Source organism: Methylobacterium sp. E-005, assembly GCF_022829725.1.
Classification (GTDB): Bacteria; Pseudomonadota; Alphaproteobacteria; order Rhizobiales; family Beijerinckiaceae; genus Methylobacterium.
In genome coordinates this window covers 39295-64066 of record NZ_JAKSYG010000226.1, presented here as the reverse complement: position 1 = coordinate 64066, position 24772 = coordinate 39295, and the positions used below count along the sequence as shown (strand labels likewise).

At 69.7% G+C, this 24772-nt stretch carries 27 protein-coding genes; 10 read left to right on the top strand and 17 right to left on the bottom strand.

Annotation, left to right across the window (positions count from 1 at the left end):
* Positions 1-8: 8 nt before the first annotated feature.
* Positions 9-1253 (bottom strand): HlyD family secretion protein, encoded by a 1245-nt coding sequence (locus tag MKK88_RS27240; protein ID WP_244005404.1) that lies wholly within the window; start codon positions 1251-1253, stop codon positions 9-11.
* Between the two features lie 150 nt (positions 1254-1403).
* Here MKK88_RS27240 and MKK88_RS27235 point away from each other — a divergent pair, with 150 nt between their 5' ends.
* Positions 1404-2042: a TetR/AcrR family transcriptional regulator gene (locus MKK88_RS27235; RefSeq protein WP_244005402.1), complete on the top strand. Its 639-nt coding sequence runs from the start codon at positions 1404-1406 to the stop codon at positions 2040-2042.
* A gap of 21 nt (positions 2043-2063) precedes the next feature.
* Here MKK88_RS27235 and dxr read toward each other — a convergent pair whose 3' ends face one another.
* From dxr to pyrH, 4 genes are all read right to left on the bottom strand, one after another.
* Positions 2064-3242 carry a 1-deoxy-D-xylulose-5-phosphate reductoisomerase gene (dxr, locus tag MKK88_RS27230; protein ID WP_244005400.1) on the bottom strand — a complete coding sequence of 393 codons (1179 nt, stop codon included), beginning with the start codon at positions 3240-3242 and terminating at the stop codon, positions 2064-2066.
* A 19-nt stretch (positions 3243-3261) separates the two neighbouring features.
* Positions 3262-4131, bottom strand: coding sequence for a phosphatidate cytidylyltransferase (locus MKK88_RS27225; protein WP_244005398.1), 870 nt, complete (start codon positions 4129-4131; stop codon positions 3262-3264).
* A 19-nt stretch (positions 4132-4150) separates the two neighbouring features.
* A complete protein-coding gene (gene frr, locus MKK88_RS27220) occupies positions 4151-4714 on the bottom strand; it encodes a ribosome recycling factor (protein ID WP_091712647.1) in 564 nt (187 codons plus the stop codon).
* A 116-nt stretch (positions 4715-4830) separates the two neighbouring features.
* On the bottom strand, positions 4831-5553 hold the full coding sequence (gene pyrH, locus MKK88_RS27215; RefSeq protein ID WP_244005396.1) for a UMP kinase: 723 nt from the start codon (positions 5551-5553) through the stop codon (positions 4831-4833).
* A 177-nt stretch (positions 5554-5730) separates the two neighbouring features.
* Here pyrH and MKK88_RS27210 point away from each other — a divergent pair, with 177 nt between their 5' ends.
* The gene (locus MKK88_RS27210) at positions 5731-6657 is read left to right on the top strand and encodes a diacylglycerol/lipid kinase family protein (protein WP_244005394.1); all 927 of its coding nucleotides are present in this window, start codon (positions 5731-5733) and stop codon (positions 6655-6657) included.
* On the top strand, positions 6654-7469 hold the full coding sequence (locus tag MKK88_RS27205; protein WP_244005392.1) for a metallophosphoesterase family protein: 816 nt from the start codon (positions 6654-6656) through the stop codon (positions 7467-7469). Before MKK88_RS27210 ends, MKK88_RS27205 begins: the two co-directional genes overlap by 4 nt.
* Before the next feature lie 288 nt (positions 7470-7757).
* Here the strand turns inward: MKK88_RS27205 and tsf are convergent, their stop codons facing one another.
* From tsf to MKK88_RS27160, 9 genes are all read right to left on the bottom strand, one after another.
* The gene (gene tsf / locus MKK88_RS27200) at positions 7758-8684 is read right to left on the bottom strand and encodes a translation elongation factor Ts (protein ID WP_244005390.1); all 927 of its coding nucleotides are present in this window, start codon (positions 8682-8684) and stop codon (positions 7758-7760) included.
* A 118-nt stretch (positions 8685-8802) separates the two neighbouring features.
* On the bottom strand, positions 8803-9870 hold the full coding sequence (locus MKK88_RS27195) for a 30S ribosomal protein S2 (RefSeq protein WP_244005388.1): 1068 nt from the start codon (positions 9868-9870) through the stop codon (positions 8803-8805).
* Positions 9871-10081: 211 nt separating this feature from the next.
* Entirely contained in the window at positions 10082-10819 is a 738-nt protein-coding gene (locus MKK88_RS27190) for a pseudouridine synthase (protein WP_244005386.1), read from the bottom strand.
* The gene (locus MKK88_RS27185) at positions 10816-11721 is read right to left on the bottom strand and encodes a class I SAM-dependent methyltransferase (protein WP_244005384.1); all 906 of its coding nucleotides are present in this window, start codon (positions 11719-11721) and stop codon (positions 10816-10818) included. The genes MKK88_RS27190 and MKK88_RS27185 overlap by 4 nt, the downstream gene beginning before the upstream one ends.
* Positions 11722-11879: 158 nt before the next feature.
* Complete coding sequence (era, locus tag MKK88_RS27180; protein WP_244005382.1) at positions 11880-12851, bottom strand: GTPase Era; 972 nt, start codon at positions 12849-12851, stop codon at positions 11880-11882.
* Positions 12848-13624 carry a ribonuclease III gene (rnc, locus tag MKK88_RS27175; protein ID WP_244005550.1) on the bottom strand — a complete coding sequence of 259 codons (777 nt, stop codon included), beginning with the start codon at positions 13622-13624 and terminating at the stop codon, positions 12848-12850. Before rnc ends, era begins: the two co-directional genes overlap by 4 nt.
* Entirely contained in the window at positions 13624-14409 is a 786-nt protein-coding gene (gene lepB, locus MKK88_RS27170; protein WP_244005380.1) for a signal peptidase I, read from the bottom strand. The genes rnc and lepB overlap by 1 nt, the downstream gene beginning before the upstream one ends.
* A 169-nt stretch (positions 14410-14578) precedes the next feature.
* Entirely contained in the window at positions 14579-14989 is a 411-nt protein-coding gene (gene acpS / locus MKK88_RS27165; protein ID WP_244005378.1) for a holo-ACP synthase, read from the bottom strand.
* Complete coding sequence (locus MKK88_RS27160; protein ID WP_244005376.1) at positions 14986-15735, bottom strand: pyridoxine 5'-phosphate synthase; 750 nt, start codon at positions 15733-15735, stop codon at positions 14986-14988. Before MKK88_RS27160 ends, acpS begins: the two co-directional genes overlap by 4 nt.
* A 528-nt stretch (positions 15736-16263) precedes the next feature.
* On the opposite strand from MKK88_RS27160, the gene rpsF reads away from it, so the two are divergent.
* The 5 genes from rpsF (at position 16264) to MKK88_RS27135 (ending at position 20483) form a co-directional block, all read left to right on the top strand.
* Complete coding sequence (gene rpsF, locus MKK88_RS27155) at positions 16264-16728, top strand: 30S ribosomal protein S6 (RefSeq protein ID WP_210032655.1); 465 nt, start codon at positions 16264-16266, stop codon at positions 16726-16728.
* A gap of 3 nt (positions 16729-16731) precedes the next feature.
* Positions 16732-16989: a 30S ribosomal protein S18 gene (gene rpsR, locus MKK88_RS27150; protein WP_091712669.1), complete on the top strand. Its 258-nt coding sequence runs from the start codon at positions 16732-16734 to the stop codon at positions 16987-16989.
* 130 nt (positions 16990-17119) lie between these two features.
* Entirely contained in the window at positions 17120-18169 is a 1050-nt protein-coding gene (locus MKK88_RS27145) for a DUF2232 domain-containing protein (protein ID WP_244005374.1), read from the top strand.
* 41 nt (positions 18170-18210) lie between these two features.
* Complete coding sequence (rplI, locus tag MKK88_RS27140; RefSeq protein ID WP_244005372.1) at positions 18211-18783, top strand: 50S ribosomal protein L9; 573 nt, start codon at positions 18211-18213, stop codon at positions 18781-18783.
* Between the two features lie 158 nt (positions 18784-18941).
* Complete coding sequence (locus MKK88_RS27135) at positions 18942-20483, top strand: acyl-CoA synthetase (protein WP_244005369.1); 1542 nt, start codon at positions 18942-18944, stop codon at positions 20481-20483.
* A gap of 131 nt (positions 20484-20614) precedes the next feature.
* On the opposite strand, the gene mgtE is transcribed toward MKK88_RS27135, so the two are convergent.
* Positions 20615-21985, bottom strand: coding sequence for a magnesium transporter (gene mgtE / locus MKK88_RS27130; protein WP_244005367.1), 1371 nt, complete (start codon positions 21983-21985; stop codon positions 20615-20617).
* Between the two features lie 419 nt (positions 21986-22404).
* Here mgtE and pqqA (MKK88_RS27125) point away from each other — a divergent pair, with 419 nt between their 5' ends.
* Both pqqA (MKK88_RS27125) and pqqA (MKK88_RS27120) read left to right on the top strand, forming a co-directional pair.
* Complete coding sequence (gene pqqA / locus MKK88_RS27125; protein WP_007559223.1) at positions 22405-22494, top strand: pyrroloquinoline quinone precursor peptide PqqA; 90 nt, start codon at positions 22405-22407, stop codon at positions 22492-22494.
* A gap of 79 nt (positions 22495-22573) precedes the next feature.
* Positions 22574-22663 carry a pyrroloquinoline quinone precursor peptide PqqA gene (pqqA, locus tag MKK88_RS27120; RefSeq protein WP_091712468.1) on the top strand — a complete coding sequence of 30 codons (90 nt, stop codon included), beginning with the start codon at positions 22574-22576 and terminating at the stop codon, positions 22661-22663.
* Positions 22664-22804: 141 nt separating this feature from the next.
* Here pqqA (MKK88_RS27120) and MKK88_RS27115 read toward each other — a convergent pair whose 3' ends face one another.
* Both MKK88_RS27115 and MKK88_RS27110 read right to left on the bottom strand, forming a co-directional pair.
* Positions 22805-24052, bottom strand: coding sequence for a NupC/NupG family nucleoside CNT transporter (locus MKK88_RS27115; RefSeq protein WP_244005365.1), 1248 nt, complete (start codon positions 24050-24052; stop codon positions 22805-22807).
* Between the two features lie 55 nt (positions 24053-24107).
* On the bottom strand, positions 24108-24743 hold the full coding sequence (locus tag MKK88_RS27110; protein ID WP_244005363.1) for a TetR/AcrR family transcriptional regulator: 636 nt from the start codon (positions 24741-24743) through the stop codon (positions 24108-24110).
* Positions 24744-24772 lie beyond the last annotated feature (29 nt).

Sequence of the window (24772 nt, the reverse complement as noted above, 5' to 3'; positions counted from 1 at the left end):
GTCGGATCCTACCGGCTCGCGGTGCTGACTGGCCGCTCGCGCGCGGCCCGGTCGAGCACCGAGCGGTCCGCGCCAACGCGGGTATCGACCCGCACCACCGCCGACAGGCCCGGCCGCAGCAGGCCCTCACGGGCGACATCCTCCGGCACCCGCACCCGCACCGGCAGGCGCTGGACGATCTTGGTGAAGTTGCCGGTCGCATTGTCGGGGGGCAGCAGGCTGAACACCGAGCCGGAGGCCGGCGAGAAGGATTCCACCACGCCCTGGATCTCGCGATCCGGGTAGGCATCCACCGTGACGATCACCCGCTGGCCCGGGCGCATGCGCTGGACCTGGGTCTCCTTGAAGTTCGCGTCGATCCGCACGCTCTGGAGCGGCACCAGGGCGGCGATCCGGGTGCCCGGCGCGACGTAGGCGCCGGCTTCAACGGCCTTGTTGCCGACCACACCGTCGAAGGGGGCACGGATCACCGCGAAGTCGAGATCCCGGCGGGCGCGATCGACGGCGGTGCGCAGTTCGGCCGCGACGCTCTCCGCCTCGCGCTTCTGCGCCTGAAGCACGTCGACATTGGCGCGGGCGGCCAAGAGGCCGGCCTCCATGGCCTTGACCGAGGCCTCGGTCCGGTCGCGATCGGCGCGGGTCTGGTCGATGCGCGACTTGGCGACGTAATCGGCCTGCATCTGCGTCGACCGGGTGAAATCGGCCTGGGCGCGGACCGCATCGGCGCGGGTGGCGTCGAGCTGCGCGGCGGCCTGGGCGACCTGCGCCTGCGCCGCCTCGGCCTGCCGGGCGATCCGCGCGATGGTGCTCTCCTGCGTGGCGAGCTTGTCCTGCGCGGCCTGAAGAGCGAGGCGATAGTCGCCGTCGTCGAGCTTGGCGATCACGTCGCCCTTCTTCACCGAGAGGCCGTTCACCACCGGAACCGCCTCGAGATAGCCGGAGACCTTGGCGGCGAGCACCGAGATGTCGGCCTGGACATAGGCGTCGTCCGTCGAGACGAAGAACCGTCCGACCGTCCACCATTGCCACCCGGCATAGGCGCTGCCGCCGAGCGCGACGGCCAGGACGATAAGCAGGATGGCCCGGCGGAGCGGACGCTTGCGCGCCGGCGCCCCACCCTCGGGTGTCGCGGCGTGATTGGTCGGTGCGGCCGGTGCCGGGGTCGGGACGGGTCGGGCTGGGCCCTCGGCCCGCTCCTCGTCGCCGCGTTCGACGACCGGATCGGGGCGATCAGCGTCCTCGCGCAGGGACATTGCAGAGCCTCACATCCAACGACAACCGCATTGACCGAACCGTTCGGTCAAAACATCGGCGCGCCTTGACGCGTCTCCGATTTGGTCGCAGGTTATGTTGACCGAACGGTTCGGTCAAGCGGAGCGGCGCCACGGGCGTCGGACGGAACGATGGCACAGGGTGCAGCGCTGGATCGGGGCGTATCCGCGCACGAGGGCGACAAGCGCCGTCAGATCCTGGACGGTGCCCGAACGGTCTTCCTTTCGGCGGGCTACGACGGCGCGAGCATGGGTGAGATCGCCCGGGCGGCCGGCGTCTCGAAGGGCACGCTGTACGTGTATTTCGACAGCAAGGAGGCGCTGTTCGAGGCCTTGATCCTGGAGGAGAAGGCCAGCCTCGCCGAGACGCTCTTCACCTTCGATCCGAACGATCCGGATATCCCGGCCGTCCTGACGCGCCTGGGGATGAGTTTTCTCGCCGAAATGTCCCAGCCGCGGCACATCTCGATGCACCGCATGGTGATCGGCGTCTGCGAAAAGTTCCCGCAATTCGGGCAGGTCTATTACGACGCCGGTCCGGCCCGCGGCGTGGCACGGCTCGCAGCCTATCTCGACGTGCAGGTGAAGGCCGACCGGCTACGGATCGCCAACACCACCCTGGCGGCGCAGCACTTTCTGCATCTCTGCCTCGCCGGCCTCATGATGCGGATGCTGTTCGCTGCGGGTGGCGAGGCGGACGAGGCCCGGATGCGGTTCCAGACGGTCGAGGCGGTGCGTGTCTTCCTGGCCGGATACGGGCCGGAAAGCTGACGCGTCGCCCGCGCTCGGCCGCTACCCGACGGCGCGCAGCTCCGGCAGCGCCTCGGCGCTCCAGACCCGGACATGGGCGTCGATGGCCAGCGCCTCGTCGACATCGGTCGGCGCAGTCCGGTACTGGCCGGCGAAGTGGGTGCAGGCCCGCTCCACGAGATCGCTGATCCCATAGAAGCCGATCCGGCCCGCGATGAACGCTGCCACCGCGATCTCGTTGGCGGCGTTCATCACGGTCGGCGCGGCGCCACCCGCGGCGAGGGCCGCCCGGGCGATCCGCAGGCACGGGAAGCGCTCCTCGTCCGCGGCCTCGAAGGTGAGCGCACCGAGCTTCACGAGGTCGAGCGGCCGCCCGCGCGCGATGGTCAGCCGGTCGCCGAGGCCCAGGCAGTGGGAAATCGGGACCCGCATGTCGGGCAGCGCCAGCTCGGCGGTCACGGCGCCGTCGAGCCAGTAGACCATCCCGTGGATCACCGATTGCGGATGCACCACGACGTCCAGGCGCTCGGGCTCGATGCCGAACAGGTGGTGGGCCTCGATCAGTTCGAGGCCTTTGTTCATCAGGCTCGCCGAATCGATGTTGATCTTCATGCCCATCGACCACGTCGGATGGGCGGCGGCCTCCGTGGCGGACGCCGCGGCGATCCGCTCGCGGGTCCAGGTGCGGAACGGGCCACCGGAGGCCGTGATCATCATGGTGCGCACGTCGGCGAGCGGCCGACCGGCCAGCGCCTGGCTCAGGGCGTCGTGCTCGGAATCCATCGGCAGGATCGTGGCGCCGTAGCGCGCTGCGTCGCGCATGAAGGCATCGCCGGCGCAGACGAGGCTCTCCTTGTTGGCGAGCGCCACCGTCCGGCCCAGGCGCAAAGCCGCATGGGTGGATTTGAGGCCCGCCGCTCCGCTCACCGCCGCCACGACGATGTCGGCGTCCCGGGCGACCGCCTCCATGACGGCCCCCTCCCCGGCCCCGCTGGGGATGCCGGAGCCCGACAGGGCCTCGGCGAGCGCCGGGCCGGCGGATTCGTCCGCAAGCGCCGCGAAGGACGCGTTCAGCTCCCGCGCCATCCGGGCCAGCGCGACGGGATCCTTGCCGCCCACGAGGGCGCCGACGCTGAAGCGGTCGGCATGCTGGGCGAGCAGGTCGGCCGTGGACTTACCGATGGAGCCGGTGGCGCCGAAGACGGTGACGATCTGGGTCACGGGTTCAACTCCCTCATCGTCACGTGATCAGGCCAGCCCCGCGCAGGGCGAGATAGACCGCCGCCAGCACGGCGACCGCAAAGAATCCGTCAAGCCGGTCCATGACGCCGCCATGGCCCGGGATGATCTTTCCCGAATCCTTTACGCCGTAGCGGCGCTTGAGGCCGGATTCGATCAGGTCGCCCGCCTGGCTGAGCACGGAAGCGAGCGCGCTCACGCCCGCCACCACCGGCAGGGAGGCGGCGCTCGGCAGGGTCCTCCCGGCGAGATCCGCCACCACCGGCACCAGCGTCCCGGCCGCGACCGCGCCGATCAGGCCGCCGATCGCACCCGACCACGTCTTGTTGGGCGAGACCCGCGGCATCAGCTTCGGGCCGCCGATCTTCCGGCCGGCAAAATAGGCGGCGATGTCGGTGGACCAGACCACCGCGAACATCCAGGCCGGCCCGACGAGGCCGATGGCCGGATCATCGCGCAGGGCCACGGGCACCGCCGCGATCGCCCCCGCGCCGAGCACGCCGATGAAGGCACGCCACCGGCCCCAGCCGGTCCGCGCCACCGTGGCGCAGGCGGCGGCGCCGAGGATCAGGACGGCGAGGCAGGCGGGCGCCGGGGCGCCGCCGCGCTGACAGAGCAGAAGGGCGCCGAGCGTCGCGGCGCCGAGCGCGATCAGCACCTCGCGCGGCTCGGTGCGGCTCATCACCATCCACTCGGCAAAGCCGATGATCCCAGCTGCGAGCCAGACGCCGGCAAACGGCCAGCCGCCATAGACCAGGGCGGCCAGAACGCCGGCCCCGAGCACGAGCCCCGAGGCGACGCGCAGCCACAGCTCGCGCCGCCCCTTGGACGGAGCCTTGGACGGTGCAGCCGGTGCGGCGGCGGCGGTCACGCGCGGACCGTGCCCTGCCTCAAACCTGCATGATCTCCTTCTCCTTGGAGGCCAGCACGCCGTCGATCTCGGCGATGTACTGGTCGGTCGCCTTCTGCACATCGGCGGCCTGGCGCTTCTCGTCGTCCTCCGAGATAGCGCTGTCCTTCAGGAGCTTCTTGAGGTGATCGAGGCCGTCCCGGCGGACGTGGCGCACGGCGACGCGCGCCTCCTCGGTGTACTTGTGGGCGACCTTGACCATCTCCTTGCGCCGCTGCTCGTTCATCTCGGGGATGCGGAGGCGGATGGTCTGGCCTTCCGTCTGCGGATTGAGGCCGAGGTCGGATTCGCGGATCGCCTTCTCGACGGCGGTCACCATGCTGCGGTCCCAGACCGAGATCGACAGGAGCCGCGGCTCCGGCACGCTCACGGTGGCGACCTGGGCCATCGGCATCGCCGAGCCGTAGGCATCCACCTGGATCGGGTCGAGGAGCGAGGGCGTGGCGCGCCCCGTGCGCAGGGACCCGAGGTCCTTGGAGAGCGAGGCGACGGCGCCCTGCATCCGGCGCTTGATGTCGTTGAGGTCGAATTCCGGTGTGGCCATGAGAATCGTCCCGAGACGTCTGACGTGGTCTTCTCGCCCGGCGCGGGCAGTCGCGGCCTCAATGGACGAATTTTTTCAGGGCCGCAAACGGTTGTGGCGGCCTATCCGCGGCTGCGTCAGGGCGCGACGAGCGTCGAGGGGGCCTCGCCCGACAGGATCCCGGCGATCGAGCTCGGCGCATGCAGCGAACCGACGATGATCGAGAGGCGGCTCTCCCGGGCCAGGGCGAAGGCTGCGGTGTCCATGACCTTCAGGTCGCGGGCGATCGCCTCGTCATGGGTGATGCGGTCGTAGCGGGTCGCGCTCGGATCCTTCTTGGGGTCGGCCGAGTAGACGCCGTCGACCTGGGTCGCCTTGAGCACGGCGTCGCAGCGCAGCTCGGCGGCGCGCAGAACCGCGGCGGTGTCGGTGGTGAAGAACGGGTTGCCGGTGCCCCCGGCGAGGACGACCACTTGCCCCTTGTCCAGGTGGTGCAAAGCCGGCTGGCGGGCATAGGTCTCGCAGATCGTCGGCATGGAGACCGCCGACATGGTCCGTGCCTGGACGCCCGCCGCGTTCAGCGCCGTCTCGATGGCGAGCGAATTCATCACGGTCGCCATCATGCCGAGCGAATCCCCGGTCGCCCGGTCGATCCAGCCGGCCGCGGAGATGCGCGCCCCGCGGATCATGTTGCCGCCGCCGACCACGATCGCGACCTCTGCCCCGGCCTCGATGGTGCGCGCGATATCCTCGGCGAGCGCCGCCAGCGTTGGCGGATGCAGCCAGTAGCCGTCCGGTGCGGCGAGCGCCTCCCCCGACAGCTTCACGAGGATACGGCGAAACGGCGTCGTCTGCGGCATTTCGGTCCCCATCCGACCCGCCTCGTGCGAGCCGGGAGGCTTCTACGTCAACCGTGTGAGCGCCGTCGAGGGGCGTGCCGCGTTCGGGCGGGGATCGTCGGTCGAAACACCACCGACACGCGACCGACGTGCAGCCCTGGCAAAGCGGATCGGAAACCGCCCCCGGCCCGGACCTCCATGCGCATTGCCCTGGTGATCAATACCGAATCCGGCAGCGTCGACGGTGCGACGCCCGAGGCGATCCGCCAGCGGATCGTCGCGGCCGGGATCGAGGCCCTGGGTGAGGCCGACCGCGGGGCCTCCCTCCCGGCGCGCATCGCCGCAGCGGTGGAGGAGCCGGGGATCAACGCGGTGGTGGTCGCAGGCGGCGACGGCACGGTCGCCTGCGCGGCCGCCGCCCTGGTCGGAACCGGGACGCCCCTCGGCATCCTGCCACTCGGCACCATGAATTTGCTGGCGAAGGATCTCGGCCTGCCCCTCGATCTCGACGGCGCCATCGCGAACCTCACGCGGGGCGTACCGCGCCGAATCGATGTCGGCGACGTGAACGGCCGGATCTTCGTGATCAATTCCGTGCTCGGCATGGCGGCGCGGGTGGCCCGCCACCGGGAGGCGCATCGCGCCCGCCGGGCCGTGCGCACCCTGATGCGCTGGGCGCTCGGGATGCTGCGTCATCTCGGCCGCTATCCGCGGCTCACGGTGACCGGCCTGATCGACGGGACAGCGCGGCGCCTGCGGGGGCGGCTGATGGCTGTGGTCGTGGGCGATTACGTCGAGCAGCCGGGGCATATGCTGCTGCGGGCGCCGGTCGATGCCGGGCAGCTCACGCTCTACGTCCTCGCCAACCTCTTGGTCTGGCGCAGCCTGCGCCTCGCCGTCGGATTCGCCCTCGGCGATTGGCGCCGGCTCCCGGACATCGAGCGGCTGCCGGTCGGCGACCTCAGCATCGCGTCGCGCCGACGGGCCCTCCTCGTGATGAATGACGGCGAGGTTCTCCTGATCCCCACGCCCCTGCACTACCGGATCCGGCGTCAGGCGCTGACCGTGATCGTGCCATGCTCCGAGGCAGGCCAGCGCTTTGCTGAAGGGACGCCCACGGCATGAGGCGGATCAGCCACATTTCCGACCTCCATTTCGGCCGCACCGATCCGGCGGTCGTCGAGGCCCTGGTCGACGAGTTGAACGGGGACGCCCCGGACCTGATCGTCGCCTCGGGCGACTTCACCATGGCGGCGCGCCCGTCCGAATTCGCGCAGGCCCGCGCGTTCCTGAGCCGCCTCTTGCCGCCCTGGATCGGCGTGCCGGGCAACCACGACATTTCGCCTTATGATTTGGTGCAGCGGTTCGCACGGCCCTTCGCACGCTACCGGCACGCCATCGCGCCCGAGACGGAACCGTGCTTCGTGGATGGCGAGATCGGCGTCATCTGCTTGAACACGGTGCGGCTTTGGGCGCCGGAGCCGGACTGGTCGCACGGGGTGATCCGGCGCCGCCAGATCGCCCGGACCGAGGCACGGCTTGGGGCGATGCCCGAGCATCTGTTCAAGATCGTGGTGGGCCACCATCCGTTCATGCCGCCGCCCTGGGACGAGGAGGCACGGCTGGTCGGTCGTGCCGACTTGGCGTTGACGGCATTCCGCCGCTGCGGCGTCGGCCTGACGCTCGCCGGCCATCTGCACCGACACTACGTGCGCTTTGCCGTGGACGACGATTCCGGAGCCGAGACGGTTGATCGGGCCACGATGCGCGGTTGCCGAGGCCGGCTGCTGGCCGTTCAGGCTGGGTCCGCAACCTCGACGCGCCTGCGCGGGAACGAGCCCAACGCCTACAATCGCATCGCCGTCACGGATGGCTGCGCCAGCGTCACGGTGCGGGTCTGGGATGGCGGAGCCTGGGTCGATGCGGCGCCGGCATGACGGGAGCCCGCCACGCCGATGCCGATTCTCAGCTGCCCGTGAGGACGCCGACGGCGCCGACGACGGTCATCACAAGGCCGGACGCGAAGGCGCCGATCATCAGGTAGGAGAGAGGCTTCAAGGTCATGACGCGAAGGTAGTGCGCATCCGCGAAATGCGGTGTGCGCCGCAACACGCAACCAAAATGGTCCCGTTCCGCCGCCCAAAACAAAAAGCCCCGCCCGGCTGTCGCCGGACAGGGCTCGATGACGGAGCGGTCAGAAGAATCTGCCCCCCAGCCCGTGGAGATCAGGCGCGACCGGCCTGCTGGGCGACCTCGGTGGCGAAGTCCGGCCCGTCTTCCTTCTCGATGCCCTCGCCCAGCGCGTAGCGCACGAAGGCCGTCAGGGTCACCGGACCGCCGACCTTGGAGCCGGCTTCCTTCAGGACCTGGCTCACGGTCTTCGAGCCGTCATGCACGAAGGGCTGCTCCAGGAGGGTGACCTCCTTGTAGTAGCTCTTCAGGCCGCTCTCGATGATCTTGGCCATCACGTGGTCCGGCTTGCCGGCGTTCTTCTCGCGCAGGATGTTCGACTCACGCTCCACCGTGGCGGTATCGACGCCCGAGGCGTCGAGCGCCACCGGATTGGTCGCCGCGACGTGCATGGCGATCTGCCGGCCGAGCGCCGACAGCGCCTCGACATCGCCCTCGGACTCCAGCGCCACCAGCACGCCGATCTTGCCGAGACCCTCGGAGATCTGGTTGTGCACGTAGGAGGCGATGACGCCCTTCTTGACCTCGAGCTTGGCGACGCGGCGCAGGTTCATGTTCTCGCCGATCGTGGCGATCAGGGCCTGCAGCTTCTCGGACACGGTCTCGGTGGCGCCCGGGAACTTGGCGGCCTGGAGACCCTCCAGCGTGCCGTCGGTGTTCAGGGCGATCTTGGCGGCCTCGCGGGCGAAGGCCTGGAAGGCGTCGTTGCGGGCGACGAAGTCGGTCTCGGAATTCACCTCGACCACCGCGGCATGGTGGCCGGCGGACTCGACGGCGACCAAGCCCTCGGCGGCGACGCGGCCGGCCTTCTTGGCAGCCTTCGCGAGGCCCTTCTTGCGCAGCCAGTCGACCGCGGCCTCGATGTCGCCACCCGTCTCGTTGAGCGCACCCTTGCAATCCATCATGCCGGCGCCGGTCGTCTCCCGGAGCTCCTTCACCATCGCGGCGGTGATGTTGGCCATGGCGGTCCCTTTCGTGTGGTCTGGATGAGAGAGGCCCGGCGCGCGGGTGAGCGGCCGGGCCCGGTATGCCTGGAACCGCGACGGCCCGATGACGGTGCCGCCGCGACGTCCGGATGGATCAGGCCGCGGCGGCGGCCTCGACGAAGCCGCGGGCCTGCGAGACCCACGAATCGCGGTCGATGCGGCCGTTGAGCTTCAGGTCGGCATCGACTTTGGCGACGTCCTCGGGGGTCATCGCGGCGATCTGCCAGTAGTGGTAGATGCCGGCGTCGTTGAGCTTCTGCACGATCTGCGGGCCGGCACCGTTCAGCTTGGTCAGGTCGTCCGGCGCGCCGCGCGGGGCGGCGAGCAGCTCGAAATGCTCGGTCGACTCGGCGAGCATCGCCACGTCGGCCGGGTCGAGGGCGTCGGACTCGACCGAGACGGCCTGATCGTCGTTCGCCGGCAGCTCCTCGGCCATCGGCTCCTCGGAGGCGCCGAGGTCCATGCCCGACGAGCCCTGGGCGCGCGAGATGCCGTCGATGGCGGCCTTGGCGATCAGGTCGCAGTAGAGCGCGATGGCGCGGCCCGCGTCGTCGTTGGCCGGGACGATGTAGCTGATGCCGTCCGGGTTGCAGTTGGTGTCGACGATGGCGGCGACCGGGATCCCGAGGCGGTTCGCCTCCTTGATCGCCAGCTGCTCCTTGTTGGTGTCGATCACGAACAGCAGGTCGGGGACGCCGCCCATGTCCTTGATGCCGCCGAGCGCCTTCTCGAGCTTCTCCTTCTCACGGGAGAGCATCAGGCGCTCCTTCTTGGTCAGGCCCGGGCCGCCGGTCTCCAGCGTCTCGGTGACCTTGCGCAGGCGCGAGATCGAGCCCGAGATCGTCTTCCAGTTAGTGAGCATGCCGCCCAGCCAGCGGGAATTGACGTAGTACTGGGCCGAACGCTTGGCCGCCTCGGCGATCGTGTCGGCCGCCTGGCGCTTGGTGCCGACGAACAGCACGCGACCGCCCTTGGCGACGGTGTCGCTCACCGCCTGCAGCGCCTGGTGGAGCGCCGGCACCGTCTGGGCGAGGTCGATGATGTGGATGTTGTTGCGGGTACCGAAGATGTACGGCTGCATCTTCGGGTTCCAGCGGTGCGACTGGTGACCGAAATGGGCGCCCGCTTCGAGGAGCTGACGCATAGAGAAATCGACGGCCATATCTGTGTGCTCTCCGGTTGGATCCGCCGCGGAGGGATGCAGCCGCCCGACGCATTCGGGCGACCACCGGAAACGCCTCATTCAGGCATGAGGCCGGCTCCGCGTGTGGGATGGGCGGGCGCTTAGCAGAGTGTGCGGTTCGAGGCAAGGAGCGCCGCGATCAGATTGGCGAGGCCACATGGCCCGCGCGGCACGTCGGAGACAGCCGGAATCATCCGCCCGCGAACACGACGGCCACATCGCCGGCCGTCATCACGTGGTAGGCCCCCGCGGCGAGATCCGCCGGCAGATCCAGCCCTCCGACCCGATCCCGGTGGAGCGCCGTGACGTGGTTGCCCACGGCGGCGAACATCCGGCGGACCTGATGGTAGCGACCCTCGGTCAGCGTCACCGCGCAACGGGTGGCATCCTCGGCCACGAGGTCCACCGGCAGCAGCGGCCGCTCCTCGCCCTCCAGCATCAGCGTTCCCGACGCGAACACCGCCGCCTCGCGGCCCGTCAGCGGCCGGTCGAGGGTGACGCGGTAGCGCTTCGCCACCTGGGCCTTCGGGCTGATGATCCGGTGCAGCAGCGCCCCGTCGTCGGTCAGCAGGAGCAGGCCCGAAGTCTCCTTGTCGAGGCGGCCGACGGTGGAGAGCGGCGGGTCGCGCCGGCGCCAGCGCTCCGGCAGCAGCCCGTAGATCAGCGGACCGGCCTCCTTGTGCGAGCAGGTCACCCCGAGGGGCTTGTGCAGCATCAGGCAGAGGCCCGGCAGCGGATCGAGGGCCTCGCCGTCGATCGTCAGGCGCGCGGGGAGATCCGGATCGAGGGCGATCCGCACGCCGGCATCGTCGAGATCCGCGCCGTCGAGGCGGATCGCCCCGGCCCGGGCGAGCCCCTGGATCTCCCGGCGCGAGCCGTAACCCAGATTGGCGAGCAGCTTGTCGAGCCGCACGGCCTTCGCGCTCACCGGCGCGCCTCGTAGACCCGGTAGCCGCCGTCCTGAACCGCTACCGACACGGAGCGGAACGCCGCCCGCAGCGGCACGTCGTAGGGCAGGTGCGCGTTGGCCACGAGCCAGAGCGTGCCGCCGGGCCTCAGCGATTCGGCAGCCCGGGCGATGAAGGCCCGGCCGAGCGCCTGATCCTCCGCTCCGCCCTCGTGAAAGGGGGGGTTCGTGACGATGAAATCGAGGTCGCCCGGCACCTGCCCGGGCGTCCGGATATCGGCCCAGAGGATCGTGGCCCGGGGGTCGGAGACGTTACGGCGGGCCATCTCGACGGCGCGGCGGTCGATCTCGACCAGGGTCATGGCGGTGACGGCCTCCGACGCCAGAACCGCGCGGGCCAGGATCCCGAGGCCGCAGCCGAGATCGGCCCCGCGGCCCTTCAGCACCGGCAGCGCGCGCAGGAGCAAGGCCGTGCCGGGATCGAGCCGATCCCAGGAGAAGATGCCGGGCTGGGTGCACAGGGCGAGATTGTCGACGTGGCGAGGGCCTCCCGCGTCGATCGCCTCGGCGATGCCGGCGGGCTCCGGCGGCCGGTCGGCCCGGCAGATCCGGTGATGGCGGCGCGGCTGGTCGGCGGCCGCACAGCCGAAGGTGCTGAGTTCCTTGGCCAGCCGCGTCCCGCCCCGGTCCTTCGGCGCCAGGGCGATCATCCGGCCGCCGGGCCCCAGGGCGCGCAGGACCTGAGCCAGCACGTAGCGGCGCTCGACCGTTCCGGGCGGCGCGAGCACGGTGGCGACGTCGAGGCTGTTCTCGGTCAGATCCTCGAGCCGCGCGGCACCGGGAATCAAAGGGGAAACCTGCACGGCATCGCCGGGGATCTCGGCGAGATCCATCGGCGGCAGGCCGTAGACGGCATGTCGCATGAATGATTCGGGAGTTGGAGAGTCGGCTTCGGAACGCGATTCCGCGGCGGTGCGGGGAGACCCGCGCCCGACTCGGATCATCCGGGGGAACGGCCTGGTTTATACCCGAATGGCGCCGAAAGCCCAGCCTTCCCAATCGAAGCGCCCTGGATCGGCGATCATCCCCGCGGGAATTCGAGGCCCATCTCGCGGTAGCGGGCTGGGTCGTCGGCCCAGTTCTCCCGCACCTTCACGTGCAGGAACAGGTGCACCTTCGCGTCAGCCGCCTCGGCGATCTCGATCCGGGCCGCCTGACCGATCGACCGGATGGTCTGGCCGCCCTTGCCGAGCACGATCGAGCGCTGGCTCTCGCGCTCCACGAAGATCGTCTGCTCGATCCGCACCGAGCCGTCCGCCCGGACCTGCCACTGGTCGGTCTCGACCGTGGAGCGGTAAGGCAGTTCCTCGTGCAGCCGGTCGTAGATCTTCTCGCGGGTGATCTCGGCCGCGAGCATGCGCAACGGTGCGTCCGAGACCTGATCCTCCGGGTAGAGCCAGGGACCGGCCGGCATCCGGGCGGCGAGTGCCCGCCGGAGATCCTGCACGCCGCTGCCATTCAGCGCCGAGATCATGAAGGTCTCGGCGAAGGGCGCGGCGGCATTGAGCTTGGCCGCAAGATCGAGCAGCCGCTCGCGGGCGATCAGGTCGATCTTGTTGAGGATCAGCAGCTTGTCCCGCCTCACTCCGTCAAGGCGCGACAGCACCGCCTCGACCTCCTCGTCGACGCCCTTGCGGGCATCCACCAGCAGGCAGACCGCGTCCGCGTCGGCGGCGCCGCTCCAGGCCGAATGCACCATCGCCCGGTCGAGCCGGCGCTTGGGCGCGAAGATGCCGGGCGTATCGACCAGCACGACCTGGGCGTTGCCCTCGATGAAGATGCCGCGCACAAGCGCCCGGGTCGTCTGCACCTTGCGGGAGACAATCGAGACCTTCGTGCCGACGAGGTTGTTCAGGAGCGTCGACTTGCCCGCATTCGGCACGCCGATCAGCGCGACGAAGCCCGCCCGGGCGTCGGTGAGCGTGCCCGGCAGTGCGGAGACGATGTTGGTTCCGCCCTCGGGCTGTGAATCGTCCTGATCGTGTTCGGTCATGCTGTCTCCGTCGGCCCCGCCGCCGGCAGGGCCCCGATTCCCTCCCGCTCCAACAGCGCCTGCGCGGCTGCCTGCTCGGCGATCCGCTTCGATGTGCCCTCGCCGAGCCCGGGCGCAAGACCCTCGACCTGAACCGCGATGCGGAACTTCGGCGCGTGGTCCGGGCCGGTGCGTTCGACCACCTCATAGGTGGGGATCGGCAGGCTCCGGCCCATGGCCCATTCCTGCAGGGCCGATTTGGCGTCGCGGCCCCGGGAGGCTGCCGGGGGCGCGCTCGGGTTAAAATGCGCCTCGACCACGGCCCGGGCCACGTCGAACCCGGCATCGAGATAGATGGCGCCGAGGATCGCCTCGCAGACATCGGCCAGGATGGTCTGGTTGCGGCGCCCGCCGCCCATGACCTCGCCCTGTCCGAGGATCAGGTGGGGGCCGACATCCCAGGACGCGGCCACCACGGCGCAGGTCTCCCGCCGCACGAGGGCGGCGAGCCGGCGCGAGAGGTCACCCTCGTCGGCATCCGGAAACGCGGCGTAGAGCCGGTCCGCCACCGCGAGGCCGAGCACGCGATCGCCGAGGAATTCGAGGCGCTGATAGCTGCCACCCCGGCCGGCGGCCTTGCTGGTGTGGGTCAGCGCGCGGGTGAGCAGGCTCTCGTCGGCGAAGCTGTGCCCGATCCGCGCCTCCAGCAGGCCGAGCGGCGGGCGCGGCTTGTGGGCGCGCCGGGTCCGCGCCGAGGTCCGGGGCTGGGCGGCCTCGTCCAAGTCCGGACCGATCAATGGATCGTCGAGAACAGGCGGGTCCAGCGGACATGGGCCGGCCAGTTCCAGACCTGCCACGCCGGCGTGCCCTCGTCGATCGAGAAGAAGATCATCTCAGCCCGGCCCACGTAGTTGGCGAAGGGCACGTAGCCGACATTGGCGAGATCGCGCGAATCGGTGGAGTTGTCGCGGTTGTCGCCCATCATGAAGAAGTGGCCGGCCGGGACCGTATAGAGCTCGGTCTTGTCCCAGAAGCCGTTGTCGCCGTCGCGCTCGATCACCTTATGGACCACGCCGTTCGGCAGCGTCTCGAGGTATTGCGGCACCTTGGTGGCCTGCCCGTAGGGGTCGGTCGTCTCGTAATCGGCGATCCGCTCGCGCTTGACCGCCTTGCCGTTGATGTTGAGCACGCCGTCGATCATCTGGATCTTGTCGCCCGGCAGGCCGATCACACGCTTGATGTAGTCGGTCGCATTGTCCTTCGGCAGCTTGAACACCGCGATGTCGCCACGCTTGGGCTCGGCGGCCCAGATCCGCCCGTCGGCCTGGATCGGGATGTATTCCGAGAGTGGTAGGGAATACTTCGAGTAGCCGTAGGAGTATTTCGAGACGAACAGGTAGTCGCCGATCAGCAGGGTCGGTACCAGCGAGCCCGAGGGGATGTTGAACGGTTGAAACAGGAGCGTGCGCACCACGAGGGCGATAAGCAGCGCCTGGATGCCGACCTTCAGGGTCTCGCGGATGCTGGCCCAGGTGCCGGTTTCGGCGGGCTTCCTGAGCGGCTTGCCGTCGTAATCCACGCGCACGTTCCGTCTTCGGTTGAAATTGCGTCGTCTGCCGCCCCGGAGGCGGCAGGGAAAGCGGTTGTCCGAGGAATACGCCGCAATCGTGTCCGCTGTGAGCGGCGGGTCTAGACCAAGCGCGAGCCCCCCGCAACGCGCGAGGGGGGCCGGCTAATCCGCCCCCCGCTCAGCCGGCGCCCGAGACCGGCAGCGCCTCGATGATCACGAAGGCTTGTGCCAGGGGCGGATCGTCCGTCAGACTGACGTGGAGGTGCGCCGCGTGGCCCGGCGGCAGCAGCTGTGCGAGTCGCGCCGCGGCTCCGGCGGTGAGGCGCAGGGTCGGCTGGCCGGAGGGGAGGTTCACCACCTCCATATCGCGCCAGAACACTCCGGCGCTAAGGCCGGTGCCGAGCGCCTTGGCGCAGGCCTCCTTGGCGGCGAAGCGCCGTGCATAGCCCTCCGCGCGGGACGCGCGCGCATCGCAGCGGGCCCGTTCCCCATCGGTGAAGACCCGATGCGTGAAGCGCTCGCCGTGGCGCTCCAGCGTCCGGGCGATCCGGCGGATGTCGCAGAGATCCGATCCGATCCCGATGATCATGGGGACCGGGCGCGGTCCATGGCCGCCCGCATGTCCCGCACGGCCTGGGTGAGTCCCACGAAGATCGCGTCGGCGATCAGGGAATGGCCGATGTTCAGCTCACGGATCTGCGGCAGGGCCGCCACGGGTCCGACGCTGCCAAGGGTGAGGCCGTGGCCGGCATGGATCTCCAGGCCGAGACCCGCGCCGTGCGCGGCGGCGCGCCGGATGCGGGCGAGTTCCTGCGCGGTCCGCGCCGCATCGTCCTCCAGCGCCGCCTCGCAGTAGCTGCCGGTGTGCAGCTCGACCACCGGCGCCCCGAGGGCGCGGGCGGCCTCCATCACCGCCGGTTCCGGCTCGACGAACAGCGAGACCCGGATGCCCGCCTCCGACAGCGCCCGGATGCGTGGGGCGAGGTGATCGCGGCCCCCGATGATGTCGAGGCCCCCCTCGGTGGTGCGCTCCTCGCGCTTCTCCGGGACGAGGCAGGCGGCGTGGGGCCGCGTGTCCAGCGCGATTCCCACCATCTCGTCGGTGGCGGCCATCTCGAAGTTGAGCGGCACGGAGAGACTGCGCTTGAGCGCCGCGATGTCGGCGTCGCGGATGTGGCGCCGATCCTCGCGCAGATGCGCGGTGATGCCGTCCGCCCCCGCTTCGACCGCCAGCAGCGCGGCCCGCACCGGACTCGGATAGTCGCCGCCGCGGGCGTTGCGGACGGTGGCGACGTGGTCGATGTTGACGCCGAGGCGCAGCTTTTCGGAGGTCATCCGCTGGTTCGTCCCAAGGTCGGCGCGATGTGCCGGGCTCCTGGCAGCGATATGCTGGTGCGTGGGCATGGCGGCAAGGCGGGTTGAAGCATGGCGCCGCTCCGCCGCGCGTTCCGCGCTGGGTCCCGGGTCGCTCTCGCTGGCGCTGCATGCGCCCGGAAAAGGATGGCGTCTCATCCTGCACGGACCCATTTCCGGACAGGTGCGGCGAAGCGGAACCTGTCCGGGATCCAGCACAGAAAGCACCGCACAGAAGCTCCATTCCCGAAGCTCTCCGACTTGCCATCCCTTTGAAAACCGACTATGCGCCGCCCCTCGCGTTCGCTCCGGCCGGGGGCTGAACGGACGGTGCCGCTTGCGGCACAGGGCTCCTCAAGATCCCGTCGTCCGGTGTCTCCGCCTTCGATCAACCGCTCGGGCCTGAAAATCGGCTCGAAGGGCTTGGCGCCGAGTGATCCGCGAGATGAACCGGCCCGAACCATCCGCCTCCCGGCGGCCGGGCTCCTTTTGACGATGAAAGGCCCGACAATGCCTCTCTACGAGCATGTGCTCTTGGCCCGCCAGGACGTGACGTCCCAGCAGGTCGAGACGATGATCGACACCTACAAGGGTGTGATCGAGCAGAACGGTGGCCGTCTCGAGAAGATCGAGATGTGGGGCGTGAAGTCCCTCGCCTACCGGATCAAGAAGAACCGCAAGGCGCATTTCGCGCTGCTCAACATCGACGCCCCGCCGGCCGCCATCGCCGAGATGGAGCGCCAGATGCAGATCTCCGAGGACGTCCTGCGCTTCATGACCGTCCGGGTCGAGGAGCTCGACCAGGAGCCGTCCGCCATGATGCAGAAGCGCGACCGCGACGACCGCAAGGATCGCGAGCGCGGCCGTCGTCGTGATGACGAAGGCTTCGGTGGCGGCGGCGGCTTCGGCGGCGACCGGGGTGACCGCGGCGATCGGGGTGATCGCGGCGAGCGCAGCTTCGGCGGGGAGGGCTAACCCATGGCATTCGGTGCTGGTGCGGGTGCGGGCGGCGGACGCCGTCCCTTCTTCCGTCGTCGCAAGACCTGCCCGTTCTCCGGCGCGAACGCGCCGAAGATCGACTACAAGGACGTCAAGCTCCTGTCCCGCTACGTGTCCGAGCGCGGCAAGATCGTGCCGTCGCGGATCACCGCAGTCTCGGCCAAGAAGCAGCGTGAGCTCGCCCAGGCGATCAAGCGCGCCCGCTTCCTCGGCCTGCTGCCCTACGTGATCAAGTAAGACACGACGAACCCGCCGGCCCGGCATCAGCCCGGGCCGGTCCTCGCAGAGGGCGGCCCGAGGTCGCCCGATCGTTGGGGCGCATCGCCGCCCCTAACCCTGCCGCAGCGGCAGCGGGACAGCGGATGTCATGGCACAGCATATCGGCATCGGTATCGGCGCGGGCCTCGTCTCGGCACTCCTGTTCGGCGTGCTCCTGAAGGCGTCGCCGCTCGCGATCCTGCTCTACCTCGTAGCACCGCTGCCGATCCTGATCGTCGGACTCGGCTGGAGCCACAAGGCCGCTTTGTGGGCGGCCGCGGCCGGCAGCCTCGTGCTGGGCCTGGTGATCACACCCTTCATGGGCCTCGCCTTCGGCGCCTACATCGCCGTGCCGGCCTGGTGGCTCGCCTATCTGACGCTCCTCGGGCGCGAGACCCCGCGCGGCCTCGAATGGTATCCGACCGGCCGCCTGCTCGGCTGGATCGCCGCCACGGCGGCTCTGGCCTTCATCGCCATCGCTGTCCTGTCCTCGCCGAACCACGCCGCCTTCGATCGGCAGCTGCGTGCCCTCGCCCAGACCCTGGTGCAGGCCCGCATGCCCGCGGCCGCCCGGTCGACCAGCGAAGCGGGCCGCACCGATGCCTCACCGGTCGCATCGGAGCGCTCCGGCCAGGACACAACCCCAGACACCGACACGGCTCCGCAGGCTGAGGCCGATCAGGCTGATGTCACCCGGACGGAGGTGGCCGATGCCCTGGCGCGCGTGGTGCCGGCCTTCGCGGCCAACGGTCTGGCGCTGCTGCTAGCCTTCTACCTCTGGGCCTCGGCCCGGATCGTGAAGATCTCCGGCCGCCTGCCGCGGCCCTGGCCGGACCTTGCGTCGACCGCCATGCCGCGGATCACGCTGGCCGCCCTCGGCGCCGCGCTGCTGATGTGTCTCGGGCCCGGCTATATCGGCGTGCTCGGCGTCGCCCTGGTGGGGGGGTTCAGCGCGGCCTTCGCGCTCCAGGGCCTCGCCGCCTTCCACGACCGTTCCCGCGGCCGGCCCGGACGCACCCTGATGCTGTTCGGGCTGTACCTGATCCTGTTCGTGACCCAGGGCATCGCCCTGGTCGCCCTCACCCTGTTCGGCCTCGCCGACACAGCCCTCGACCGCCGGCGTTCCCAGGACCGCCCGAAGAGCAGCCCGGCGCCGTGAGACCCCGGCCCGCGTGGCCGAAACCCTGAAGGAGAAACACCATGGAAGTGATCCTGCTCGAGCGCGTGGCCAAGCTGGGCCAGATGGGCGAGACCGTGAATGTCCGCCCGGGCTTCGCCCGCAACTTCCTGCTCGCCCGCGGCAAGGCCCTGCGCGCGACGGAAGCCAACAAGAAGCACTTCGAGACCCAGCGCGCCCAGCTCGAGGCCCGCAACCTCGACCGCAAGAAGGACGCCGAGGCGGTCGCTGAGAAGTTGAACGGTCAGAGCTTCGTCCTGATCCGCCAGTCCGGCGAGACCGGCGTGCTCTACGGCTCTGTCTCGACCCGCGACCTCGCGGAGGTCGTCGCAAAGGACGGCTTCACGGTGGATCGTGGCCAGTTCGTTCTGAACCAGCCGATCAAGACGCTCGGCCTGCACAAGGTTCCGGTGGTGCTGCACCCCGAGGTCGAGGTCGAGGTCACCGTCAACGTCGCCCGCAGCCCCGAGGAGGCCGAGCGTCAGGCCCGCGGCGAGTCGGTCACCGAGCGCGAGGCGTTCAACCTCGACGATCTCGGCCTGGAAGTCGGCCAAGCGCTGGCCGATGCCGGCGAGGGTGCCGACGACCGCGGCTGATCCGCTTCGCACGACCGCTCGATCCGGCCCCGCCCGGATCGAGCACATTCAAGGGGGGACGGTCCGGCGCTACGCGGTGCCGCCGTCCCCCTTCTGTTGACGACGGCACGCGCAGGCAGGACACCCGGTCAAAAGCTTACCTCTGGGGGAAATGCCCGGTGTTCGATACGCTGCCCGACGATCGCCATCCGCCCGCGCGATTCAACGCGGCCGGCTATTGCCTCACCGAGAACGCGCGCCTGCGCCCGGATAAGACCGCCCTGGTGATGGTCGGCGACGGCGCGGTCGAAAGGCTCTCCTTCGGGGCGGTCGAGCGCGCGGTGCGCGGTATCGCGGCCGGGCTTCTCGAACGCGGCCTCAAGCCCGGAGACCGGGTGATGCTCCGGATGGGCAACGAGGCCGATTACGTCCTCGTGCATTTCGGCGCGCTCGCGGCAGGGCTCGTGTCGCTGCCCTCCTCGCCGCAGCTCACGGAGGGCGAGGCTGCGTTCCTGATGGAGAATTCGGGCGCCGCCGCGGTGGTGGTGGGCAGCGGTTGCACCGTCGCGCCCGAGGCGCTCGGCAACCGGCTGCTGCTCGACTCCGCGGTGATCGCCGCCCTGAAGGCCGGTCCGCCGATCCCCGCCTACGCCGACACCGCCGCCGACGATCCGGCGATGCTGATCTACACCTCGGGCACGACCAGCCGGCCGAAGGGCGTGCTGCACGCCCACCGGGCCGCCTATGGCCGCCGGCCGATGCTCGGCCACTGGCTCGGGCTCACCGAGGCCGACGTGATGCTGCATGCCGGCACCATGAACTGGACCTACACGCTGGGCGTCGGCCTCAGTGACCCGTGGTCGGTGGGTGCCACGGCGGTACTCTACAACGGCCCACGCGATCCCGCCGTCTGGCCGCGGCTGATCGCCGAGTATGGCGCTACGATCTTCGCCGCCGTGCCGACCCTCTACCGGCAGATCCTGAAATACGGTGCCCCTGAGGCCCACGACCTGTCGCGCCTGCGCCATGGCTGTACGGCGGGCGAGCCGCTCCCGGTAGAGTTGCTGGCGGCCTGGACCAAGGCCACCGGCAAGCCGCTCTACGAGGCGCTCGGGATGAGCGAGATCTCGACCTACATCTCCAGCGGTCCCACGATCCCGGTGCGTCCCGGCTCGCCCGGCAAGCCGCAGCCCGGGCGGCGTGTGGCGATCCTGCCGGTCGAGGGCGAGCCAGTGCCGCTGCCGGTGGGCGAGACCGGCCTGCTGGCCGTGCATCGCTCCGAGCCGGCCCTGATGCTCGGCTACTGGAACCGCCCGGAGGAAGAGGCCGAGGTGATGCGCGGCGACTGGTTCGTCGGCGGCGACCTCGCCCGGCTCGATGCGGATGGCTATCTCTGGTTCGAGGGCCGCAACAACGATCTGATGAAGGCGATGGGCTATCGGGTCTCGCCCAACGAGGTCGAGGTGGTGCTGGCCGCCCACCCCTCCGTGGCGGAGGTCGGTGTCGCGGAGTTGCCCGTGCGCGCGGACGTCTCGGTCATCTGCGGCTTCGTGGTGCTCCAGCCGGATGCCGAGCCCGACACCGAGGCGCTGCTTGCGTGGTGCGCCGAGCGGCTCGCCGCCTACAAGCGCCCGCGGGAGATCCGCTTCCTCGACGCCCTGCCGCGCACGGCGAACGGCAAGGTGCAGCGGAAGCGGCTGGCCGAAGCGGTGGCCGGCTGACCGAAGCCGTCAGCCGGTCCAGGTCCATCCCGGCCGGTTGGACGACGCGTCCCCCTCCCCTGCCAGGGCAGACAACGCGGCGCATCCGTCGGCGGCACCTCTCCGGAAGAAAGCGTTCTCCCGGATGCCCCCTACAGCAGCGTCCCGCGCAGGATCAGCAGCGCCACCGAGAAGTAGATGACGAGCCCGGTGACATCGACCAGCGTCGCCACGAACGGCGCCGAGGCGGTGGCCGGGTCGAAGCCGATCCGCTGGAGCAGGAACGGCAGCATCGAGCCCGACAGCGAGCCGAACGTCACGATACCGACCAGCGCCGCACCCACGGTGGCGGCGACCAGCGGCCAGTGCTCGCCGTAATCGTAGAAGCCGAGCTTCTGCCAGACGACGATGCGGATCACCGCAATCACCCCGAGAATCGCGCCGAGCACGATGCCGGTCGGCAGTTCCCGCAGGGCCACCCGCCACCAGTCACGCAGGCGGATCTGGTGCAGGGCGAGCGCCCGGATCAGCAGCGAGGTTGCCTGCGAGCCGGAATTGCCGCCCGAACTCATGATCAGCGGAATGAACAGCGTCAGGACGATCGCCTTCTCCAGCTCGCCCTCGAAGCCCTGCATGGCCGAGGCGGTGAGCATCTCCGACAGGAACAGCGCGCAGAGCCAGCCGGCCCGCTTCCGGATCATCGTGAAGAAGCCAATATCCATGTAGGGCTCGGGCAGCGCCTCCATGCCGCCGAAGCGCTGCACGTCCTGCGTCTGCTTCTCGATCATCGCGTCGATCATGTCGTCGACGGTGACGATGCCGATCACGTGGCCGACCGCGTCGACCACCGGCAGGGCCAGCAGGTCGTATTTCGAGATGAGCCGGGCCGCCTCCTCGCGGCTCGCGGTCGGCGAGACGGCGAGCGGGCGCCGCCCCGGGGCGACGCTCAGCACGTTGTCGTTCGGATCGCCAGAGATCAGCCGGCGGAGGGGCACGGCCTTGGTGAGGGCGCGGGTGCGCGGATCGAGCACGAAGATCGCGTAGATCGTCTCGCGGGTCTTCTCGACGTGGCGGATGTGCTCCAGCGTCTGGCCCACCGTCCAGGTCCCCGGCACGGTGACGAACTCGGTGGTCATCAGCGAACCGACCGTCTCCTCGCCATAGGCCGAGAGGCGATCAACGGCGCCGCGGGTCTCGGCGTCGAGCCGGGCGCGCAGGTCGGACCGCCCGGGCTCCTCGATCTCGCGAAAAACGTCGGTGACCCGGTCGGCCGACATGCCCGAGAGGTAGGCGGCGACCCGGTCACGGGGCAGCATCTCGATGATGTCGGCGGCGCAATCGAGCTCCGGCTGATCCAGCACCTCGACCGCCCGCTCCATCGGCAGGCCGAGCAGGATCGCGGCGGCGACCTCGGGGGCCTCGTCGTTCAGCTTCTCCACGATGTCGGGTGCGCGTTCGTCCGAGAGCCGCGCGGCCAGCACGGAGGGGTCGACGCGGGTGTCGAAGGGGGCGATCTCGTTCATGGCCTCGCCTCGTGGTTACGAGGCGACGCGGCACCGGTCATCCTGGGTCAGGGCCGTGACCGGGCATTGCGCCGGTCGCCCCGCGGCCAGGCCTCTCAGCGGCTCAGGCGGGACGACGGCACGGGGCCGGGCACGGCAGGCACGATCGGTCGGGCACGTCGCTTCGCGGGTCGCTGCTGAAGGGGAGCGCGGCGCCGCCGGGACGATGTCGCGCGGCTGCGTCGTGCGCCCGCGTGGAAAGTCCGTCAAGCCGTAACCGTTCCAGACTGGACGGCTTTCAGCCGGTGGCCGCGCAGAACGTCCGCTGGTGTCGCGTCCCTGCACCAGGGATCCCTATGAGAAATATAAGTGTTGTGCTCACTTGTATTGCGTCCAAGATATTGCCTATATGCGTCTCACCAACAGCGAGGAGAAACGCCATGGCTTGGTCTGCCCCGATCGTGTCCGAGATCTGCGTCGGCATGGAAGTCACGAGCTACGAGTCGGCCGAGATCGACACCTTCAACTGAGTCAACACGGCCTGGGGCGCAGGACGCCCTGGCAATCGTGGTCTCTAATCTAATTTTTCGACCCCTTTAGGAGGAACACATGGCCTGGACTGCTCCGATCGTGTCCGAGATCTGCGTTGGCATGGAAGTCACCAGCTACGAGTCCGCTGAGATCGACACCTTCAACTAAGACGTCGACCAGACGGTTTGGGCGCCGCTTCGCGAGAAGCGGCGCTTTTCTTTTGCGCGAAGCCCAAATGCTCGCGCACCGCAGACTCATTGTCCTGACCATCGCGCACGATGATCGATCGTGCTTCGGAGCGAAGGCGGCTCACCCCACGAACAGCCCCGCGATCGCGGCGCTCGTGAGGTTCGACAGCGTCCCCGCCAGGATCGCCCGCAGCCCGTAGCGCGCCACCTCCGAACGCCGCTCCGGCACGAGGCTCGCGAAGCTCGCCAGCTGGATCGCGATCGAGGCGAAGTTCGCGAAGCCGCACAGGGCGAAGCAGACGATCGCCTGCGAGCGGGCGTCGAGTGTCCCGGCCTTCAGGGTCGGCGACAGGTTGGCGTAGGCCAGGAATTCGTTGAAGGCGAGTTTTTGGCCGATCGCACCGCCGACCAGCGTCGCGTGCTCCCAGGGCACGCCGAGGAGCCAGGCGAGTGGGCTCAGTGCCCAGCCGAGCACGCCCTCGAACGAGGCGCCGGGATAGCCCAGCCAGCCGCCGAGCGCGCCGAACACGCCATCCGCCAGGGCGATCAGCCCCACGAAGGCGATCAGCATGGCGCCGACCGAAACGGCGACCATGAGCCCCTTCTGCGTACCGTCGGCCGCCGCCTCGATGATGTTGGCCGCCCGGGCCTCGCCGAACTCCACCCGGGTGGTGGTGATGCACGTCGGCTCCGTGGAGGGCACCAGCATCTTGGCGTAGAGCAGCCCCCCGGGGATCGCCATGACCGAGGCCGCGAGCAGGTAGGTCATCGGGACGCCGAGCGCCGCGTAGCCGGCGAGGATCGAGCCGGCGGTGGAGGCAGCCCCGCTCGACATCACGGCGAACAGCTCGGCCCCGGTCAGGCGGGCGAGGAAGGGGCGCAGCGCCACTGCAATCTCGCTCTGGCCGATCGCGATGGTGATCACCGCCGCGAAGGACTCGATCGGCGAGGTGCCGAGGATCCGCCGGAGCCCTGCGCCGAGACCCCGTGCCAGGGCCTGCATGACGCCGAGATGATAAAGCACCCCGATCAGCGCGGAGACGTAGAGGATCTGCGGCAGCACCCGCAGGGCCAGGATGAAGCCCGAGCCGCCGAACAGCTCGAACATCTTCGGCTCGACGAGACCGCCGAACAGGAAGGCGGTGCCGCGGTCACCGTAGGACAGCACACGCACCACGACGTCGGCTGCCCCGTTCAGGACGGCCTGTCCGACGGGGAGAAACAGGATCAGGGCGCCGAGGCCCACCTGAAGCGCCAGACCGATCAGCACGACCCGCGGGCGGATGGCCTTCCGGTTGGTGGAGAACAGCACCGCGATGGCGAGCAGCAGCAGCAGGCTGAGGCCGGCATGGATCAGGCGATCGAGCATCGCATCCTTCAATCATGAGCGATCGTTGCCCATGGAAGGTTCGGGCCAGACCATATCACTCCGGCTGAAGTGCCACGAGATACGGAACGAATAAATCGCGGACCTGCGCGAAGCCCCAGTCGAGGTCCGCCTCGGTCAGCTCAGTGCCGCCCTGAAGACGATGGCTCATCCAGTGGCTGGAAACGATCCAGGCGTTGTCGATCAGCCGTCCGAGGGCCTCCGGTTCGATCCGCAACCGCCCGGCGGCCACGGCCGCGTCGAAGACGGCCCGGGCCAGTTCCTGCGTTCGCGCCCGCAGCGTGTGGACGCGGGGGCGCACAGCCGGGGCGATCTCGACCATGGCGATGCCGTCCCGGTAGACGCAGCGATAGCGCCAGATCAGGTCGAACCATGCCCGCTGATAGGCCAGCAGGGCGCCAGGATCCGCCGGCATCCGCCCGGCGACCGCCGCGGCCTCCGCCTCGAAACCGGCGAACATCGCCTCGACCAAGCTGCTCTTGCGCGGGAAGTGATACTGCAGGTTGCCTTCACGGATGCCCGCCGCCGCCGCGATCTCCGCGGTGGTGACCCGGCCCAAGCCGCGGGTATTGAACAGGGCTAAGCTGACCGCGAGGATCCGCTCGCGCGTGCTAGGCGCCTCCGGGGCGGCCACTTCCTCGTCCGGTGACTGGTGGCCTCGGCTTCGCGCCATCGTCTCCCATCCCGTCTAGGGTGTTCACC